Origin of the sequence: Chromobacterium alkanivorans, assembly GCF_016937655.1 — a bacterium.
GTDB lineage: Bacteria > Pseudomonadota > Gammaproteobacteria > Burkholderiales > Chromobacteriaceae > Chromobacterium > Chromobacterium alkanivorans.
Window position 1 is genome coordinate 114,049 of record NZ_JAFHKL010000007.1, and the last position, 16,543, is coordinate 130,591.

The window sequence follows — 16,543 nt, forward strand, 5'->3', positions numbered from 1 at the left end:
CTTTTATTGCAAGCGCGCCGGCAGCGCGCCCGTGGCTTCTATCTCGCCGGACAGCCATTGGGCGACGGCGTCCAGCGCCGCGTCGGCGAAGCCGTAGCTGATCAGCGCCGGCGCGTCGAGATCGGCGGCGGCGTAGGGGTTCCACAAGGCCAGGTGCAGGTCCGGCCGCCATTCGGCGCGCTCGCGCGCGCCGTAGCGTCCGCGGGTGGTGGAGGCGACCACGGTGTAGCGGCCGTCCTGAGGCAGCCGGCGCCAGTCCAGTTCCTCGCGCCGCTGGTAGCGGATCACTTCCAGGCTGAAGCGGCGCGACAGCTGGGCGATCAGCCGAGTAACCAGCGCGTCGGCGGACAGGCCGGCCTCGGACACTCCGTCGGACGGCGCCTGGTCTTGCACCACCAGGCGCAGCGTGGCGCCGGCAGGCGGCCGTTGCGGCTGGCCGTGGGCGGTCAGCGCGCGGCGCCAGGCGTCGGCGAACAATTCGGCGTCGGCGGCGCGCTGCGCCGGGTCGTAATCGCGCTGACGGCTGGGGTAGCGCCGGATCAGCGCGTCCACGCGCGCGGCCGCTTCCCGCAGCCGCGCCTCGCTCAGCCGCCCGGCGGCGACGGCGTCTATCAAGGCCTGCTTGCTCTCCTTCATTTCGTCCTGGAATTGCAGCACCAGGCTGAGGTCGGCGCCGGCGGCCAGCGCCTGAGCGCTGCCCTGGGCCTGGCCCCAGCGCTCGCGGATGGCTTTCATATTCATGCCGTCGGTGATCATCACGCCCTGGTAGCCCAGCTGTTCGCGCAGCAGTTGCTGCAGGATGGCCGGCGACAGCGTGGCCGGCCAGTCCGCGTCCAGCGTCGGAAAGCGGATGTGGGCGCTCATCATGCCGGGGGTGAGGCCAGCCAGCGCGGCGAACGGCGACAGCTCGTAATCGCGCAGTTCGGCCTTGGGCTTGTCCACCACCGGCAGGTCCAGGTGGGAGTCGGTGTGGGTGTCGCCGTGGCCGGGGAAGTGCTTGACGCAGCAGGCCACGCCCTCGGACAGATGGCCGCTGATCCAGGCGCGCGCCAGCCGCGTCGCCTTGAGCGGGTCTTCGCCGAAGGAGCGTTCCGAGATCACCGGATTGGCGGGGTTGTTGTTGAGGTCCAGTACCGGGGCGAAATTCCAGTTCACGCCCAGGCTGGCCAGGCCGCGCGCCACCGCGGCGCCCACTTGCTCGGCCAGTTCGGCGTCGTCCACCGCGCCCAGCGCCATCGCCGACGGCGCCGTCGGCAGGAACAGGGTGCGCATCACCGCGCCGCCTTCCTGATCCATGCCTATCAGGATGTCTTCGCCCAGCGCGCATTGCAGATCGGCGATCAGCCGGCGGATGCTGGCCTCGTCCGGCACATTGCGGCGGAACAGGCAGATGGCGCGCGCGCCCAATTCTTGCAGGAAGGCGGCTTCCTCCTCGCCCAGGCGCGGGCCGGCCACGTCCACCATCAGCGCCTGGCCGGCCAGTTGTTGCAGGGTATCGCTCATTTGACGGCTCCATCGAATCCGCGCAGGAAGTAGCGCTGGGTGAACAGGAAGACCAGCAGGATGGGCAGCACGGTCAGCACCGCGCCGGCGGCCACCACTCGGGTCTTGAAGCTGAAGGCGCCGGACAGGTAGAGCACGCCCACCGACAGCGGGAATTTGTCCGGGCTGGACATCACGATGGACGGCCAGATGTATTGGTTCCACGCCGACACCATGGTGAGTATGGTCAGCGCCGCCAGTGCCGGGCGGGACAAGGGCAGCATGATTTTCCAGAAAATCTGCCAGTCGCCGGCGCCGTCGACGCGGGCGGCGTCGATCAAGTCCTGCGGCACGGCTTCGAAGGCCTGCTTCATCAGGAAGATGCCCACCGCGCCGGCCAGCGTGGGCAGCACCACGCCGCTGTAGCTGTCGGTGAGCTGCAGCTTGGACACGGTGATGAAGTTGACCAGGAAGTTGACTTCGCTGGGCAGGATCATGGTGGCGAGGATGGCGCCGAACACCAGCTTGCGGCCGGGGAAGCGCATCCGCGCCAGCGGGTAGGCGGCCAGCGCGCTGACCAGCAGGGTGCCGGCCACGGTGGCCAGCGCGATGACGACGGAGTTCTTGTAGAAGGCCAGCAGATCGATGCTGGACACCGCTTCCTTGAAGTTGTCCAGGCCGGGGGCGCTGGGCAGCAAGGGCGGCGGGAAGGCGAACACGTCGCCCTCGGTGGACAGCGCGGTGACCAGCGTCCACCAGAACGGGTAGACGGTGACCACGGCGATCAGGCTCAGCACCAGATAATGCAGGCCGCGGCTGGCCAGCTTGCCCAGCCGGGCGCTGTGGCGGCGGGCGGCGGGCGCGGCGAGGGTGGCGGTGTTTTGCATGGCGTTTCCTTATGATTCGCGCGGCTGCAGATAGCGGAAATTCAACCAGGCCAAGGCCACGCAGAACACCGACATCACCAGGCTGGCGGCCAGCGCGCGGCCGAAGTTCAGGGATTTGATGCCGAACTCGTAGGCGTAGAACAGCGCGGTGTAGGTGGATTGCATCGGCCCGCCCTTGGTCATGATCTGCACCTCCTCGAAGGCCTTGACCGCGGCCAGCACCGACATCACCGAGCACAGCAGGATGGTGGGCGCCAGCAGCGGCACGGTGATGCGCCAGAAACGCTGCCAGGCGTTGGCGCCGTCCAGCTGCGCGGCTTCGTAGATGTCGGCCGGCACCGCCTGCAGGCCGGCCAGATAGAGCACCATATACCAGCCCAGGCCGCGCCAGACGGTGATGAACATCACCGCGAACAGCGCGATGCGATCGTCGTTGAGCCAGCCCACCGGCTCGTTGATCAGCCGCAGCCAGTGCAGCGCGGCGTTGAGCACGCCGTCCTCGGTGTACATGAAGTTCCAGATGATGCCGATCACCGATACCGAGGTGACCACCGGCAGGTAGTAGGCGGCGCGGAACCATTTGATCGCCGGCAGCTGGTTGTTGACCAGCACCGCCAGCAGCATGGCGATGACCTGGATCACCGGCACCACCAGCAGGTAGACGGCGGAGTTTTTCAGCGAGGCCAGGAACAGGTCGTCGGCGAACAGCTCGCGGAAATTGTCCAGGCCCACCCAGCGCGGGCTGTCGATCAGATTGTACTGGGTGAAGGCGATGAAGCTGCCGAAGCCCACCGGCCAGAAGGAGAACGCCAGCATCAGCAGCAGCGCCGGGGCCAGGAACAGATAGGCTTGCAGCGTGGTCTTGGTGCGCATGGGCAGAACCTTGTGACGTAGCGGCAGGCCGGCGCCGGGATGCGGCGACGGCCTGCGGGTTGCGGGGCGGCGGGGTCTAGGACGCCGCCGCGGTCAAGCGCGTATCAGAGCTTGCCGCTCCAGAACGCCGCCGCCTCGTCCAGCGCGGCCTTGGGATCCTGGCGGCCGGTGACGGCTTTTTCCACCGCGGCGGCCAGGCGGGCGGACAGCACGTCCGGGTCCTTGACCCCGGCCAGGTAGATGGTGCGGGTCTTGTCCAGGCTGGCGGCGGCGACGCCTACGGCTTTTTCCGCCGCGCCGGCGTCATTGGCCACTTTCTGGAAGTACGGATCCTGCGCCGCCTTGCGCGCGGTGGGCAGGGTGCCGGCCAGTTTGGCGAAGGCGAGCTGGTTGTCGGCGTTGGTCAGGTAGTTGCCGAACTTGCCTATCTCCGGCAGCAGCGCCTTGTTGACGTTGCGCGCCACGCCGAAGTTGAACATCCAGCCGCCGGCGGCGATGCCGGTGGGGCCGATGGGCGCAGGCGCCACTTGAGTGGATTGGTAGAGCTTGGGCGCTTCGTCGCGCACCCGGGTCAGCGAGGCCGGGGTGGTGACCAGCATCGCCATGCGGCCGCTGTTGTAGGCGGCGATGGATACCTGGAAATTGTCCTGGGCGAACAGATTGTCCTTCAGCAGCGCGCCGGACTTGTAGGCGTCGCCCAGTTTTTTCAGCATGGCCACGTGGGCCGGGCTGTTGAACACCGGCTTGCCGTCCTTGAGCAAGGGCAGGCCGTTCTGGATCAGGAAGCCCTCGATCTTGGTGGGGCCCAGCGCCGGGGCGAAGCCGGCGACGCCGGTCTTGGCCTTGATGGTTTTGGCGTAAGCCAGTTGTTCATCCAGCGATTTGGGCGGCTTGGCCGGGTTGAGGCCGGCTTTCTTGAACAGCTCGGCGTTATAGGCGATGACGTTGGCGCCGTTGTAGTGCGGGAAGGCGTAGACCTTGCCGTCGAAAGTGACGTCCTTGATCGCGCCGTCCACGTACTGGCTCTTGTTGATCACGCCGTCCAGCGGCTGCAACAGGCCGCTTTGCTTGTAGTCGTAAGCCCAGGGCACGTTCAGGTTGACCAGGGCCGGCGGCTTGCCGGCGCCGACGGCGGCGGTGAACTTGGACTGGATCACGTCCCAGGGGTAGTCGGTCCATTTGATTTCGACGTTGGGGTTCTGGGCGTTGTATTTGCCGACCAGATCCTTGAAGTAGCCGTCGAACTTGGGCGACAGGCTCATGGTCCACACTTCCAGCACCGGTTTGTCGGCGGCCAGCGCCGGCAGGGCGACGGCGCAGCCGGCGGCGAGCAGGGCGGCGCGAGCGAAGGCGTTGAGTTTCATGATGGTTTCTCCATGGGGGCCGACGTCGGCGTCAACCGTGGCGGCCGGGGTGCAATGTTATGCTATTTGAATGTCTTGTTGCCGCATTGTGGCATTGAAGTGGTGTCAATGAAAGCGAGACCAGTTCAATGCCAGTGAGCCGGCGGCCGGACGGGGGAGGGAGCGCCCCGGCCGGCCGCGCGGATCAGAAGGTCTTGCTGTAGGAGGCGATCACCTTGACGTCGTTGCGGTCGGATTTGCCGTAGAAGCCGTCGGTGCGCAGCCAGGCCGGGTAGACGCCGATGCTGGCGCCCTTGAACATGCCGCTTTGCACGCTGTAGCCGATGCTGAAGTCCACCTCGTGCGCCTTGGTGTCGGCCTTGCCCGGGTTTTTCATCCCGGTGGCGTAGTTGCCGGACAGGCCCACGGTCAGGCCGGGCACGCCCACCTTGGCCAGGTCGTAATTGACGCCCAGCTTGTAGACGGTGGTGCCGTCCCAGACGAAGTCGTCCAGCTGGCCCCAGGTCTGGATGAAGTTGCGGTTGTCGCTATTGCCCCACGGCGTCATGCGGAAGTTCAGTTCGCCGGAGTCCGGGGCCTTGGTGTAGCCCAGGCCGCCCATCAGCGTCCAGCCGTTGGTGGCGTAGCTGACGCTGCCGCTGGCGTGGTATTCGCTCTTGGGGTTCTGGATGCCGGAGAGCTGGGTCTGGTACTTGCCGGTGAAGTAGTAGCCGGTGGCGGTCAGCTTGTCGTCGCCGTTGAGCTGCCAGGAATAGGAGCCGGCGATCTGGGCGTTGCGGCGGTAGTCCTTGCCTTCGCCCACGCCCACGTCGACGAAGCCGTTCTTGGGCGCGTAGCGGAAGCCCAGGCTGTTGACGTAATCGACGCGCTTGGCGGCGCTGCCGTTGCTGCGGCCCTGTTCCCAGGAGTTGGTCATGTCGCGGAAGCGGGTGTCCCATTCGTTGCGGAACTGGTCGGCCCAGCCGTAGCCCACTTCGAAGTCGCCGAACTTGTATTTCATTTCCACGCCGCGGTAGGCGTGGGATTGCAGGCCGCCGGAGGTGCCCAGGGTGCCGATGCCTATCGGGGTGTAGCCGGCGCGGGCGGAGAAGCCCTGGCCGTCTTCGTGCTGGCGGAATTTCAGCGCCGCCTGGCTCAGCACCGCGGCGCTCTTGTCCACGCCGCCTGGCTGGGAGCTGTCGTTGACGTCGTGGTTCAGCACTTCCGACCAGCCCTTGCCGCTGTCCAGGCGGATGGCGGCGTGGGCGGCGGCGTCGAAGCCCAGCTTGTTCCAGGCGTAGCCGGAACGGAAGTTCAGGCCCAGGTTGAGCGCGTTGACGGTGATGTCGTCGCGGTTCTTGCCGTTGGGCGGAGCGGGCCAGTCCGCCTGACGGTTGCGGCCGTAGTAGATGGCGCTGACGGTGGTTTCGGACTTGGTGATCAAGTCGTAGACGTCCACCGCTTCGAAGGTGGCCGGCGCGCCCTGGGTGGGCGAGGTGTCGTTGGTCGGAATCGAGTCTTCCGCCGCCATGACGACACAGGGCAGGGCGGTCAACAGCAGTAGGGCAAGCTTGGTCGGCTTAGGCATTTCAGTCACTCCAATCACGTGGCGACACCTCTGTCGGATGTCCTGCGCTAAAACTATCTGGTCTTTTATTGGTTCTCAATTGGTATCTCATTGGTATTGCAAAATAGTTCGTCATATTGTTGCAATGCTGCCATGCACATGGTTTTGTCGGAAATAAGCGCGCCATGGCGCCAGATCGCCGCAGAATGCGAATGAAAGGCATCTACTTTTTGTTTTTCCGAACGGGATTTGGAGTGCCAACGAAGGATTGGCTGGGGAAGCCATGCGTTTTCAATCGCGACAGCGGGCGCATGAGCGGAAGATTTTCGCTTATCGACATTGCTGCAATGCAGCATGTGCTTGCGGGGGGCGCCCCCTCCGGCTGGCCCATAGGCCACCGGCCATTGCCAGACTAAAAAAAAGCCTGGCAAGCGCCAGGCCAAGTGCGGAGAGGAGGTAAGCGGCGCTTCAGCTGGCGGCCGCCAGCGAACGGCCGGTTTGCAGCGGCGTTTCTTCGCCCTGGCTTTGGCCGGCCTGCGGCAGAGTGAAATAGTTGATGCTGGATTGCAGCTCGTGCGACATCTGTTCCATCTGGCTGGCGGAGTCCGCGGTCTGGCTGGCGGCGGCGCTGGTCTCCTCGGACATCTGCGCCACTTTCTCCACATTGGCGGCGATGCCGGTGCCGGCGGCCTGCTGTTCGTGCAGCGATACCGAGATCGCGCTCAGCGATTGCTTGACCTTGGCCACCTTGTCGTTGATGCCGGTGATGGCGGCGCGCGCGTCGCTGGCCTGTTGCAGCCCCACTTCCATATGGTCCACGGTGTGGTGGATGTTCTGCACCACGTGGGCGCTGCTATCCAGCATTTCGCGGATGCTGGCGCCTATCTCGGAGGTGGATTGGGCGGTGCGTTCGGACAGCTTGCGCACCTCGTCGGCCACCACGGCGAAGCCGCGGCCCTGTTCGCCGGCGCGCGCGGCCTCGATGGCGGCGTTCAGCGCCAGCAGATTGGTCTGGTCGGCCACGTCGCGTATCACCTGGATCACGTTGGCGATCTGCTGCGAGCGGCTGCTCATCAGATCGGCCTGGTCCTGCGAGGCGCGCGCCATGTCGGCCACGGATTCTATGGTGTGCAGGGTTTGGTCGATGATGGATTCGCCGCGGGTGGCCAGCTCGCCGGTGGAGACGGATTCGGTGGCCACGTCGGTGGTGTTGTCGTCCACCGAGCAGATGCTGACCGACAATTGCTCCACCGAGGCCGACATCGAGGAGGCGGCGCGGGTCTGTTCTTCCGCGCTGGCGGCCACCTGCTCGGCCGCCGCCGCCAGCTCGGTGGCGTTGGCGCTCAGCTGGCTGATGATCTGCTGCATGGCGCGCACCATGCGGATCAGCCCGCTCTGCATCCGCGCCATCGAGGCGATCACGCTGTGCTGGTCGCCGGCCTTGACCTGCAGCCTCTGGCTGAGGTCGCCGTTGGCGATGCGTTCGGTCAGCGCCACCACGTCGCGCGGTTCGCCGCCCAGCTCGGCCATCAGCGAGCGGATGATGATCAGCGACAAGACTGCGCCCAGCGCCACGCCGCAGATCAAGAGCGCGATGGCGACGGCGCGGCTGGCGGCGGCGCGTTCCTGGGCCTTGGCGAATTCTTCCGCCGCCACCCGCAGCTGCAAATCGATCAGCGCGGCGATGCGGTTGGCGATGGGATCGATGGCCGGGTACATTTCCTTGTCCAGGAACAGCTGCATCGCGGCGCGGTCGCCGGACTGGGCCAGGCTTTTGAGCCGGGCCACGCTGGCGTCGGCCTGGCGCATCGCCGTCTCGGCCTGATCGGCCAGGGTTTTTTCCTCGGCGGTCAGATAGGTGGCGCGGTAATCGCCCCATTGTTTCTTCAGCGCCGCCTGCGCGGCGTCGATGCCACCGAGGAAGCCGGCGGCGTCGATGGCGCCGGCATGCAGCTTGTGCGCGCCGTCCACGATGCCCACCGCGTAGCTGTCGGCCACGGTTTTCAGCTGCTTCAGGCAAACCACCCGGTCGTTGTAGGTGGTGGCGAAGTCGTCGAGTATGCCTTTTTGCGCGTGCTGGCCAAACAGGCTGATCAAGACGGTGATGGCCAGCAGGGCCGCGACGAGCGCGCTGAGGCGCTGGGCGATGGTCAAGCGGTTGAACATGACGCTCTCCGAATTGGTTTTTACTTGCATAAAACCGATTTTGACTATTTGGAGGTGTAGTCGCGGCATGTGACGGCGGCATGACTAGGCCGTGATCCTGGGACTTAACTTAAAAGCCGCTGCTGCAAATTTCTACCTATAACTCCATGATTCCGTTATAATTCCGCCCCTTTGCGGCCGCCATCGCCCAGTGCGGCCACCTATACTAAATGTCAGGAAACGCCATGAGCCTGTTGTCGCACCAGATCGAGTTGCTATCGCCCGCCAAGACCGCCGAAATCGGCCGCGAGGCCATTCTGCACGGCGCCGACGCGGTGTACATCGGCGGGCCCAGCTTCGGCGCGCGCCACAACGCCTGCAACAGCGTGGAGGACATCGCCGGCCTGACCGCGTTCGCCCACCGCTACCACGCGCGCATCTTCGCCACGCTCAACACCATCCTGCACGACGCCGAACTGGAGCCGGCGCGCAAGCTGATCTGGCAGTTGTACGACGCCGGCGTGGACGCGCTGATCATCCAGGATATGGGCATCCTGGAACTGGACCTGCCGCCCATCCAGCTGCACGCGTCCACCCAGTGCGACATCCGCACGCCGGAAAAGGCGCGCTTCCTGTCCGACGCCGGCTTCTCCCAGGTGGTGCTGGCGCGCGAGCTGACCATTCCGCAGATCCGCAAGGCGGCGGACGCGGTGGGCGACGCCGCCACCATCGAATACTTCATCCACGGCGCGCTGTGCGTGGCCTTCTCCGGCCAGTGCTACATCAGCCACGCCGACAACGGCCGCAGCGCCAACCGCGGCGATTGCTCGCAAGCCTGTAGGCTGCCGTACACGCTGACCGACAAGGATGGCGGCGTGGTGGCCTTCGACAAGCATTTGCTGTCGATGAAGGACAACAACCAGAGCGCCAACCTGGAGGCGCTGCTGGACGCCGGCGTGCGCTCGCTGAAGATAGAGGGCCGTTACAAGGACGTGTCCTATGTGAAGAACATCACCGCCCATTACCGGCTGCTGCTGGACGAGATCATCGAACGGCGGCCGGAGCTGGCGCGCGCCTCCAGCGGCGACAGCGAGATCTTCTTCGCGCCGGACCCGGACAAGACCTTCCATCGCGGCGGCACCGATTACTTCGCCACCGGTCGCAAGATCGACATCGGCGCTTTCGATTCGCCCAAATTCGTCGGCGTCGGCCTGGGCGTGGTCAGCAAGGTGGGGCCGGACTGGCTGGAGATCGCCAGCCGCGAAACCATGAGCAACGGCGACGGCATCAATTTCATGAAGAAGCGCGAAGTGGTGGGGGTGCAGGCCAACACCGTGCAGCAAGTGGGCAAGACCGCGGACGGCGAACTGCTGTGGCGGGTGTTCCCCAACGACGCCTCGGTGCTGGCCGGCCTCAAGCCGGGCGTGGACATCAGCCGCAACCGCGACCACGCCTGGGAGTTGGCGCTGCTGAAGAAGTCCGCCGAACGCAAGGTGGGGGTGTGGATGACGCTGGCCGAAACCGCCGAAGGCCTGGAGCTGAGCGTTACCGACGAGGACGGCGTCAGCGCCTCCGCCTGTAGCCTGTTGGCGCTGGAACCGGCCAAGGACGCCGACAAGGCGCTGGCCGGCCTGCGCGACAGCCTGGCCAAGCTGGGCAACACCATGTTCGTCGCCCACGACGTGACGCTGCAGCTGTCGCAGCCGTGGTTCGCGCCGGCCTCGGCGATCAACGCGCTGCGCCGCGACGCCATCGCCCGGCTGGAGGCCGCGCGCTTGCAGGCCTGGCCGCGCCAGCCGCGCAAGGCGGCGCTGGAGCCGCCGGCGCCGTATCCGGAAAAGACGCTGAGCTATCTGGCCAATGTCTACAACAACCTGGCCTGGCAGTTCTACCGCAAGCACGGGGTGGAGCTCATCGACGCCGCCTACGAGGCGCACGAGGAAGAGGGCGAGGTCAGTCTGATGATCACCAAGCACTGCCTGCGCTTCTCCTTCAATCTGTGTCCGAAGCAGGCCAAGGGCGTGAAGGGGGTGATGGGCCAGGTGCGCGCCGATCCGATGACGCTGAAGTCCGGCAATGAAACCTACACGCTGAAGTTCGAATGCCGGCCCTGCGAGATGCATGTGATGGGCAAGATGAAAAAGCACATCCTGAAGGCGGCGCCGCCGAGCGAGGTGCCCTACACCGCGCCCTTGACCTTCTTCAAGCAGCGTCCGCAGTCTTGAGCGCTGGCTTGCCGGTCTGAAACGACCGGCGCGCCGATTGCTGCGGCGACGGGGAGGCGCGTAAAATGCGCCTCTTTCCTTTTTTCCTATCCGGAACAATCCTTTAATAAATGATAGCCGGCCACGCCGGCAGCACGGGGAATCAAACGTGGCCGACATCGAGCGCCTGGACACCTGGGTCAAATACAAGAACGGTTTGTGCGACGACTGCATGGGCAGCTGCTGCTCCATGCCGGTGGAAGTGCGGCTGCCGGATCTGGTGCGCATGGGCGTGGTGGACGAGTTCGAGCTGGAAGAACCGATCAAGAACATCGCCAAGCGCCTGGAGAAGCAGCGGCTGATCCAGCACTTCAATTTCAAGCGCGAGCTGTTCACGCTGGCGCGGCGCGCCAACGGCGACTGCATGCACCTGGATCAGAAAACCCGCTTGTGCGCCATTTACGAGCGGCGTCCCAATACTTGCCGCAACCATCCCAAGGTGGGCCCCAAGCCCGGTTTCTGCGCCTATACCCGCAATCCGCAGAAGATCGTTTTCCATCGCAACACCGCGGCGTGAACGCGGTTTCACGTGAAACCCCCTAGAAGCTGTTTACGATCTGCTCACGCGTCGCGAGACGTGACACGGCGAGTACGCCTTGTCTCGCTCTGGCTCGCGAGATCGTAAACATGCTCTTAATTGATTCGACAGGATAGTGATGAACCCAATCTACCCCTTGTTCGCCTTCGCCATCGGCGTGGTGGTGCCCTTGCAGGCCGCCATCAACAACCAGCTCAAGGGCGTGCTGGGCAACAGCACGCTGCTGGCGGCGCTGGTGTCGTTTTCGGTGGGCAGCGCGTGTCTGGCCGGGCTGGCCGTCGCCACCGGCCAGAAATGGCAGGACCTGGCGGCGCTCGGCCGGGTGGAGTGGTGGATGCTGCTGGGCGGCGCGATGGGGGCGATGTTCGTGTTCGGCACCACCTTGCTGGCGCCGCGGCTGGGCGTGGCGGCGATGTTGTCGCTGGTGATCGCCGGCCAGGTGTGCGTGTCGCTATTGTTCGACCGTTTCGGCTGGCTGGCGATGCCGCTGCGCGAAGTGAGCCTGCCGCGGCTGTTGGGCGCGGCGCTGGTGGTGGGCGGCGTGTTGTTGGTGAACTTCGGCGACAAGTGGTTTGGGCGCGCTTGAGCGCCACTCGCCTCGTCAACAAGCAAAAAACGGCAGCCTGGAGCTGCCGTTTTTTGTTGCCGAGCGCATCGCGCTTATTGGGGCTGCGGCTTGGCCATCGAGCCCATGCGGCCCTTGTGGCCCATCTGGCCATGCCACTGATCCATCACCTTCTTCTGTTCCGGCGTCAGTTGGCCGTAGAAGGTTTTCAGCGCGTCCAGGCGTTTCTGCATGCCGTCCTGATGTTGTTTCATCATGTCCAGCATCCGCTCCATGCGTTGCGGCGCGGTTTCGCCGGCTTGCGGCTTGGGCGGCATCGCCCGTTCGCCCGGCTTCATCGAGGCGGCGAAGGTTTTCCAGGCGGCTTCCTGATTCGCCTGCAGCTTCAGTTGATCGTGCAGCCCCTGCAGATGGCGGGCGGCCATGGCTTCGCGCTGGGCCGGGTCCATGTGGCGGCCTTTTTCCATCATCGGCATCGGGCTATGCAGCGGGGCTTCGCCGGCGGCCAGCGCGGAACCGGCGACGCCGGCAGCGAGCAGGCCGGCGATCAGCAGAGGCTTGAACAGCTTGGTCATGATTGAGGACTCCTACCGAGGTTGATCATGGAGCCAGTATTGGCCACGGATGTCTGGCAAGTGTTGCTGGCCGGGCGGGGGTTGTTACCGAATGTTAACCGGGCCGGCCAACTTAGCAGCTTGCAACAATGCGCGGGGAGGAGGGACGGGCGCGGGTAGGGAGGCGCTGCTCAGTTGTGCGGCTCGTTGCCCTGGCCGGCCTGCAGCTTGCGCATCGGCCCCTGGCCCCGGCCGCCCATCAGCGGAGGGCTGTCCTGGTCCATGATTTTTTGCTGCTCGGGCGTGAGCTGGCCGTAGAAGGATTTGAGCGCTTCCAAGCGTTTTTGCAGGTTGAGCAGGTGGCGCTGCGCCATCAGCACGCGCTGTTCCATGCGTTCCGGCGCGGTGGACGCGTTCTCGCAAGGCGGCATCGGGCCGGGGCGGGTGGCGCTGGCGAAGGCCAGCCAGGCGGCTTCCTGCGCCGGCTGGATCTTGAGCTTGTCGTGCAGCGCCTTCTGGTGCTGGGCGATGAAGGCGTCGCGTTTGGCCGGGTCTATCTTCCACGGCCGGCCGGCGAAATTGCCCATCGGCGGGCAAGCCGGCTCCGGCGGCGCGGCCAGAGCGGCGCCGGCGACAAGGCTGGCGAGTATAAAGGGTATCTGCGGTTTCATAGGTGGGCCATTCCATCAATGGCTGCGATGCGGGCGAGCGGCATCGGCAGGATTACACCATTATTCTGGATGGCGACTGTCAATTAAGTATGAGTTGGCCAAAATCAATTGTTACCAAATGTAAAGCCCGTCGGCAAGCGATTTGACTGCGGGCTTTTTCCCGATCGGCGCGGGGATTTGAACTAGAGTGAAATGCGGCATTTCCTTATCGTCGCGGGAGCGTTTTCGCATGAGCCTGCCTGATTCTTCATTTCCCTGGTTCTCCGCGCTGGGCGCGGGCGGTTTGAACGGCGCCTTGGTGGAGTATTGGATAGACGCCTGGCAGCGTTCGGTGCTGTATTGCGACATCCTGCGGCAGCGCGGCGACACTTATCTGGAACATGCCGCCTCCGGCCATCCGCCGGTGCTGGTGTTCGATTACGACATCATCGTCGACGGCCGCGAACTGGAGCAACCGGTCAATTACGCGCTGTCGGCGATCCGCCCGCCGGACGGCTGCCCGAAGCCGGACCCGGCCAAGCGGCCCTTCGTGGTGATAGATCCGCGCGCCGGTCACGGCCCGGGCATAGGCGGCTTCAAGATGGACAGCGAGATCGGCATCGCGCTGCGTCAGGGCCACCCGTGCTATTTCGTGATGTTCTTCCCGGTGCCGGAGCCCAAGCAGACGATTGAATGCGTGTGGCGCGCCGAGAAGATCTTCCTGCAAAAGGTGAACCAGCTGCATCCGCACAGCGCCGGCAAGCCCTTCGTCATCGGCAACTGCCAGGGCGGCTGGGCGCTGGCGATGCTGGCGGCCACCGCGCCGGAGCTGGTGGGCCCCATCCTGCTGGCCGGTTCGCCGCTGTCCTATTGGGCCGGCGTGGCCGGCAAGAATCCGATGCGTTATTCCGGCGGCCTCTACGGCGGCACCTGGATGGCCTCGTTGGCCGGCGACCTGGGCCACGGCCAGTTCGACGGCGCCAACCTGGTCAGCAATTTCGAGCAGCTGGACCCGGCCAACACCTACTGGAAAAAGCCTTACACCTTGTACGCCAAGGTGGACAGCGAGCGCGAGCGCTTTCTGGAGTTCGAGCGCTGGTGGGGCGGTCATTACCTGCTGAACAAGGCGGAGATGGAGTGGATCACCCAGAACCTGTTCGTCGGCAACCGGTTGAGCCACGGCGAGGTGACGCTGGAGCAGGGGCGGCAGGCGGTGGACCTGCGCAATATCCGCTCGCCCATCGTGGTGTTCGCCTCCTGGGGCGACAACATCACTCCGCCGCAGCAGGCCTTGTTCTGGATCGCCGATTTGTACCACAGCGTGGAGGACATCCGCGTCAACGAACAGACCATCGTCTACTGCTTGCACGAGCAGGTCGGCCATCTGGGCATCTTCGTGTCCGCCGGCGTGGCCAACAAGGAGCACAGCGAGCTGGCCAGCGCGCTGGACCTGATCGATGTGCTGCCGCCCGGCCTGTACGAGGCCATCATCACCGACACCCACCCGGAAATGGCCGGGCTGGAATATCTGCAAGGGCGCTATGTGATCCGCTTCGAGCCGCGCGACATCGACGACATCCTGGCGCTGGGCGACGGCCGCCAGGGCGAGGCCGCCTTCGAAGTGGTGCGCCGGGTGGGCGAGGTCAACCAGCAGCTTTACGATACCTTCGTCTCGCCGTGGCTGCGCCTGTACGGCAACGAGCACACCGCGCGCTGGCTGCGCGAAATGCACCCGTCGCGATGGGAGCGGCGCTGGTTTTCCAGCCGCAACCCCTGGCTGGCCGGGCTGCGGCAATGGGCGGAGCAGGTGCGCGACGAACGGCGGCCGGCGGCGGAGGACAACCCGTTCTGGCAATGGCAGCAAAGCTACGCGCGCATGATGGAGACCGCGCTGGACGGCTGGCGCGACGGTCGCGACGCCTGGCAGGAACTGAGCTTCCGCGCCTTGTTCGAGTCGCCGTGGAGCGCGGCGCTGACCGGCTTGAAGCCGCAGCGCGAATACGGGGTGCGCAAGGCGGACGGCAGCTGGGAGCGCAGCGAGATGCTGCGGCTCAAGCGCCAGGAGCTGGAGGCGCATTACGCCGAAGGCGGGCCGGTGGACGGCTTTTTGCGCTTGTTGATCTATGTCGCCATCGGCAACGGCGTGGTGGACGTGCGGCCGTTCAACGCCATTCGCCGGGTGATGCAGGAAACCGCCTTGGGCGAGGATTTGACGCTGGAGCAGTTCAAGCAGGCGGTGCGGCGCCAGACCTGGCTGGTGCGCAACGACGAGAAGCGCGCGCTGGCCACGCTGGAGCATTTGCTGCCCACCGAGGAGCAGCGTCAGTTCTCGCTGGAGCTGGCGATTCTGCTGCTGCAGGCGGCGGGCCCCATCAGCGGCGAGAAGCAGCAACGCCTGGGCCGGCTGGCGCTGGCGATGGGCTTGGCGCAGCGGCACGGCGCGCCTTCCGCTGCGCCGGCGCCGGCCAAGCCCGCGTCCCAGCGCGCGCCGCGGCAACGCAAGCCCAAGCCGGCCGCGTGAGGACGGCTTTGCGGCGCGGCGGGCGCAAGGTACACTGCGCCCGCCCAAGCCAGAAAACACGACCATGAGCGCACCGCAACCCAACAATCCCACCCACGGCGTCACGCTGGAGCAGATGCTGAATCAGCTGGTCGGCCATTACGGCTGGCCGGAACTGGGTCGGCGCATCCAGATCCGCTGCTTCAATCACGATCCCAGCGTCAAATCCAGCCTGGCTTTCCTGCGCCGCACCCCGTGGGCGCGCCAGCAGGTGGAAGATTTGTTCGTGGCGCTGAAGAGCCGGCCGCAGGCGCCCGCCGGCGCCGGTCCGGACAAGCGGCCGCGCTTGTTCGCCAAGAAGTCGCCCTGAGCGTCCGCCGGCCAACGGCCCTGCTGAGCTCAGGGTTGCAACTGTCATCGATTTGGATCAGGCTGTCCGGGTTTTCCGCATTCCTGTGCTTTGTCCCGAGACATCCTGAACTGGAGAAAAGCGATGAAACTGTATTTTTCCCCCGGCGCGTGCTCGCTGTCCCCGCATATCGTGCTGTTCGCCAGCGGCCTGCCCTTCGACACCGAAAAGGTCAACCTCAAGGTGCAGCCGCATCTGACCGCCGGCGGGGTGGACTTCTCCACCATCAATCCGCGCGGCTATGTGCCGGCCTTGCAGCTGGACAACGGCGAATTGCTGACCGAGGGCGTGGCCATCGTGCAGTATCTGGCGGACCAGGTGCCGGCCAAGCAGCTGGCGCCGGCCAACGGCACGCTGGAGCGCTACCGGCTGCAAGAATGGCTGAACTATATCTCCACCGAGGTGCACAAGGGCTTCTCGCCGCTGTTCTATCCCAATAGCGACGAGCTCAAGCAGCAGACCTGGGACAAGCTGACGAGCCGGCTGGCGCTGGCGGAGCAGCAACTGGCGAAAACGCCCTATCTGCTGGGCGAGCGTTTCAGCGTGGCCGACGCCTATCTGTTCACTTGCCTGAACTGGGCGCAGTTCGTTCAGCGTTCGCTGGGCGATTTCCCGGCGCTGATCGATTTCCAGAAGCGCGTGGCGGCGCTGCCCTTCGTGCAGCAGGCGCTGAAGGCGGAAGGCTTGCTGGAATAATTTCAACTGGAACAGGAATACGTTCGCTGTTCCAGACAAGGTCATGCCCGGCTCCGGCCGGGCATTTTTC

At 65.3% G+C, this 16,543-nt stretch carries 15 protein-coding genes; 6 read left to right on the top strand and 9 right to left on the bottom strand.

Going from position 1 to position 16,543, the window contains the following annotated elements; genetic code table 11:
- Nucleotides 1-3: 3 nt before the first annotated feature.
- From nagZ to JW897_RS13755, 7 genes are all read right to left on the bottom strand, one after another.
- Nucleotides 4-1,503 (bottom strand): beta-N-acetylhexosaminidase, encoded by a 1,500-nt coding sequence (nagZ, locus tag JW897_RS13725; protein WP_205466554.1) that lies wholly within the window; start codon nucleotides 1,501-1,503, stop codon nucleotides 4-6.
- On the bottom strand, nucleotides 1,500-2,369 hold the full coding sequence (locus JW897_RS13730; protein ID WP_205466556.1) for a carbohydrate ABC transporter permease: 870 nt from the start codon (nucleotides 2,367-2,369) through the stop codon (nucleotides 1,500-1,502). Before JW897_RS13730 ends, nagZ begins: the two co-directional genes overlap by 4 nt.
- Before the next feature lie 9 nt (nucleotides 2,370-2,378).
- Nucleotides 2,379-3,242 (bottom strand): carbohydrate ABC transporter permease, encoded by an 864-nt coding sequence (locus JW897_RS13735; RefSeq protein WP_205466558.1) that lies wholly within the window; start codon nucleotides 3,240-3,242, stop codon nucleotides 2,379-2,381.
- A 104-nt stretch (nucleotides 3,243-3,346) separates the two neighbouring features.
- Nucleotides 3,347-4,606 (bottom strand): ABC transporter substrate-binding protein, encoded by a 1,260-nt coding sequence (locus tag JW897_RS13740; protein WP_205466559.1) that lies wholly within the window; start codon nucleotides 4,604-4,606, stop codon nucleotides 3,347-3,349.
- Nucleotides 4,607-4,790: 184 nt separating this feature from the next.
- On the bottom strand, nucleotides 4,791-6,173 hold the full coding sequence (locus tag JW897_RS13745; protein WP_205466561.1) for an OprD family outer membrane porin: 1,383 nt from the start codon (nucleotides 6,171-6,173) through the stop codon (nucleotides 4,791-4,793).
- A gap of 65 nt (nucleotides 6,174-6,238) precedes the next feature.
- Nucleotides 6,239-6,583 (bottom strand): hypothetical protein, encoded by a 345-nt coding sequence (locus JW897_RS13750; RefSeq protein ID WP_205466562.1) that lies wholly within the window; start codon nucleotides 6,581-6,583, stop codon nucleotides 6,239-6,241.
- A gap of 37 nt (nucleotides 6,584-6,620) precedes the next feature.
- Nucleotides 6,621-8,318 (bottom strand): methyl-accepting chemotaxis protein, encoded by a 1,698-nt coding sequence (locus JW897_RS13755; RefSeq protein WP_205466564.1) that lies wholly within the window; start codon nucleotides 8,316-8,318, stop codon nucleotides 6,621-6,623.
- Nucleotides 8,319-8,542: 224 nt separating this feature from the next.
- On the opposite strand from JW897_RS13755, the gene JW897_RS13760 reads away from it, so the two are divergent.
- The 3 genes from JW897_RS13760 to JW897_RS13770 all read left to right on the top strand — a co-directional run bounded on the left by JW897_RS13760 (nucleotide 8,543) and on the right by JW897_RS13770 (nucleotide 11,685).
- Complete coding sequence (locus tag JW897_RS13760; RefSeq protein WP_205466565.1) at nucleotides 8,543-10,522, top strand: peptidase U32 family protein; 1,980 nt, start codon at nucleotides 8,543-8,545, stop codon at nucleotides 10,520-10,522.
- 148 nt (nucleotides 10,523-10,670) lie between these two features.
- On the top strand, nucleotides 10,671-11,078 hold the full coding sequence (locus JW897_RS13765) for a YkgJ family cysteine cluster protein (RefSeq protein WP_048412869.1): 408 nt from the start codon (nucleotides 10,671-10,673) through the stop codon (nucleotides 11,076-11,078).
- A gap of 139 nt (nucleotides 11,079-11,217) precedes the next feature.
- Nucleotides 11,218-11,685 (top strand): DMT family transporter, encoded by a 468-nt coding sequence (locus tag JW897_RS13770; protein ID WP_048412870.1) that lies wholly within the window; start codon nucleotides 11,218-11,220, stop codon nucleotides 11,683-11,685.
- Nucleotides 11,686-11,759: 74 nt separating this feature from the next.
- Here JW897_RS13770 and JW897_RS13775 read toward each other — a convergent pair whose 3' ends face one another.
- The gene (locus tag JW897_RS13775; RefSeq protein WP_205466567.1) at nucleotides 11,760-12,239 is read right to left on the bottom strand and encodes a Spy/CpxP family protein refolding chaperone; all 480 of its coding nucleotides are present in this window, start codon (nucleotides 12,237-12,239) and stop codon (nucleotides 11,760-11,762) included.
- A gap of 170 nt (nucleotides 12,240-12,409) precedes the next feature.
- Nucleotides 12,410-12,889 (bottom strand): Spy/CpxP family protein refolding chaperone, encoded by a 480-nt coding sequence (locus JW897_RS13780; protein ID WP_053077220.1) that lies wholly within the window; start codon nucleotides 12,887-12,889, stop codon nucleotides 12,410-12,412.
- A gap of 229 nt (nucleotides 12,890-13,118) precedes the next feature.
- Here JW897_RS13780 and JW897_RS13785 point away from each other — a divergent pair, with 229 nt between their 5' ends.
- The 3 genes from JW897_RS13785 to gstA all read left to right on the top strand — a co-directional run bounded on the left by JW897_RS13785 (nucleotide 13,119) and on the right by gstA (nucleotide 16,473).
- Nucleotides 13,119-15,389 carry a TerB family tellurite resistance protein gene (locus JW897_RS13785; RefSeq protein WP_048412871.1) on the top strand — a complete coding sequence of 757 codons (2,271 nt, stop codon included), beginning with the start codon at nucleotides 13,119-13,121 and terminating at the stop codon, nucleotides 15,387-15,389.
- Between the two features lie 64 nt (nucleotides 15,390-15,453).
- Entirely contained in the window at nucleotides 15,454-15,738 is a 285-nt protein-coding gene (locus JW897_RS13790; protein ID WP_048412872.1) for a VF530 family protein, read from the top strand.
- Between the two features lie 123 nt (nucleotides 15,739-15,861).
- A complete protein-coding gene (gene gstA / locus JW897_RS13795; protein ID WP_048412873.1) occupies nucleotides 15,862-16,473 on the top strand; it encodes a glutathione transferase GstA in 612 nt (203 codons plus the stop codon).
- Nucleotides 16,474-16,543: the final 70 nt, after the last annotated feature.

Coding starts and splice junctions, on each gene's coding strand:
- JW897_RS13755 (WP_205466564.1), bottom strand. CDS start 8,318: ATGTTCAACCGCTTGACCATCGCCCAGCGCCTCAGCGCGCTCGTCGCG.
- JW897_RS13760 (WP_205466565.1), top strand. CDS start 8,543: ATGAGCCTGTTGTCGCACCAGATCGAGTTGCTATCGCCCGCCAAGACC.
- JW897_RS13740 (WP_205466559.1), bottom strand. CDS start 4,606: ATGAAACTCAACGCCTTCGCTCGCGCCGCCCTGCTCGCCGCCGGCTGC.
- JW897_RS13775 (WP_205466567.1), bottom strand. CDS start 12,239: ATGACCAAGCTGTTCAAGCCTCTGCTGATCGCCGGCCTGCTCGCTGCC.
- JW897_RS13735 (WP_205466558.1), bottom strand. CDS start 3,242: ATGCGCACCAAGACCACGCTGCAAGCCTATCTGTTCCTGGCCCCGGCG.
- JW897_RS13770 (WP_048412870.1), top strand. CDS start 11,218: ATGAACCCAATCTACCCCTTGTTCGCCTTCGCCATCGGCGTGGTGGTG.
- nagZ (WP_205466554.1), bottom strand. CDS start 1,503: ATGAGCGATACCCTGCAACAACTGGCCGGCCAGGCGCTGATGGTGGAC.
- JW897_RS13745 (WP_205466561.1), bottom strand. CDS start 6,173: ATGCCTAAGCCGACCAAGCTTGCCCTACTGCTGTTGACCGCCCTGCCC.
- gstA (WP_048412873.1), top strand. CDS start 15,862: ATGAAACTGTATTTTTCCCCCGGCGCGTGCTCGCTGTCCCCGCATATC.
- JW897_RS13785 (WP_048412871.1), top strand. CDS start 13,119: ATGAGCCTGCCTGATTCTTCATTTCCCTGGTTCTCCGCGCTGGGCGCG.
- JW897_RS13730 (WP_205466556.1), bottom strand. CDS start 2,369: ATGCAAAACACCGCCACCCTCGCCGCGCCCGCCGCCCGCCGCCACAGC.
- JW897_RS13790 (WP_048412872.1), top strand. CDS start 15,454: ATGAGCGCACCGCAACCCAACAATCCCACCCACGGCGTCACGCTGGAG.
- JW897_RS13780 (WP_053077220.1), bottom strand. CDS start 12,889: ATGAAACCGCAGATACCCTTTATACTCGCCAGCCTTGTCGCCGGCGCC.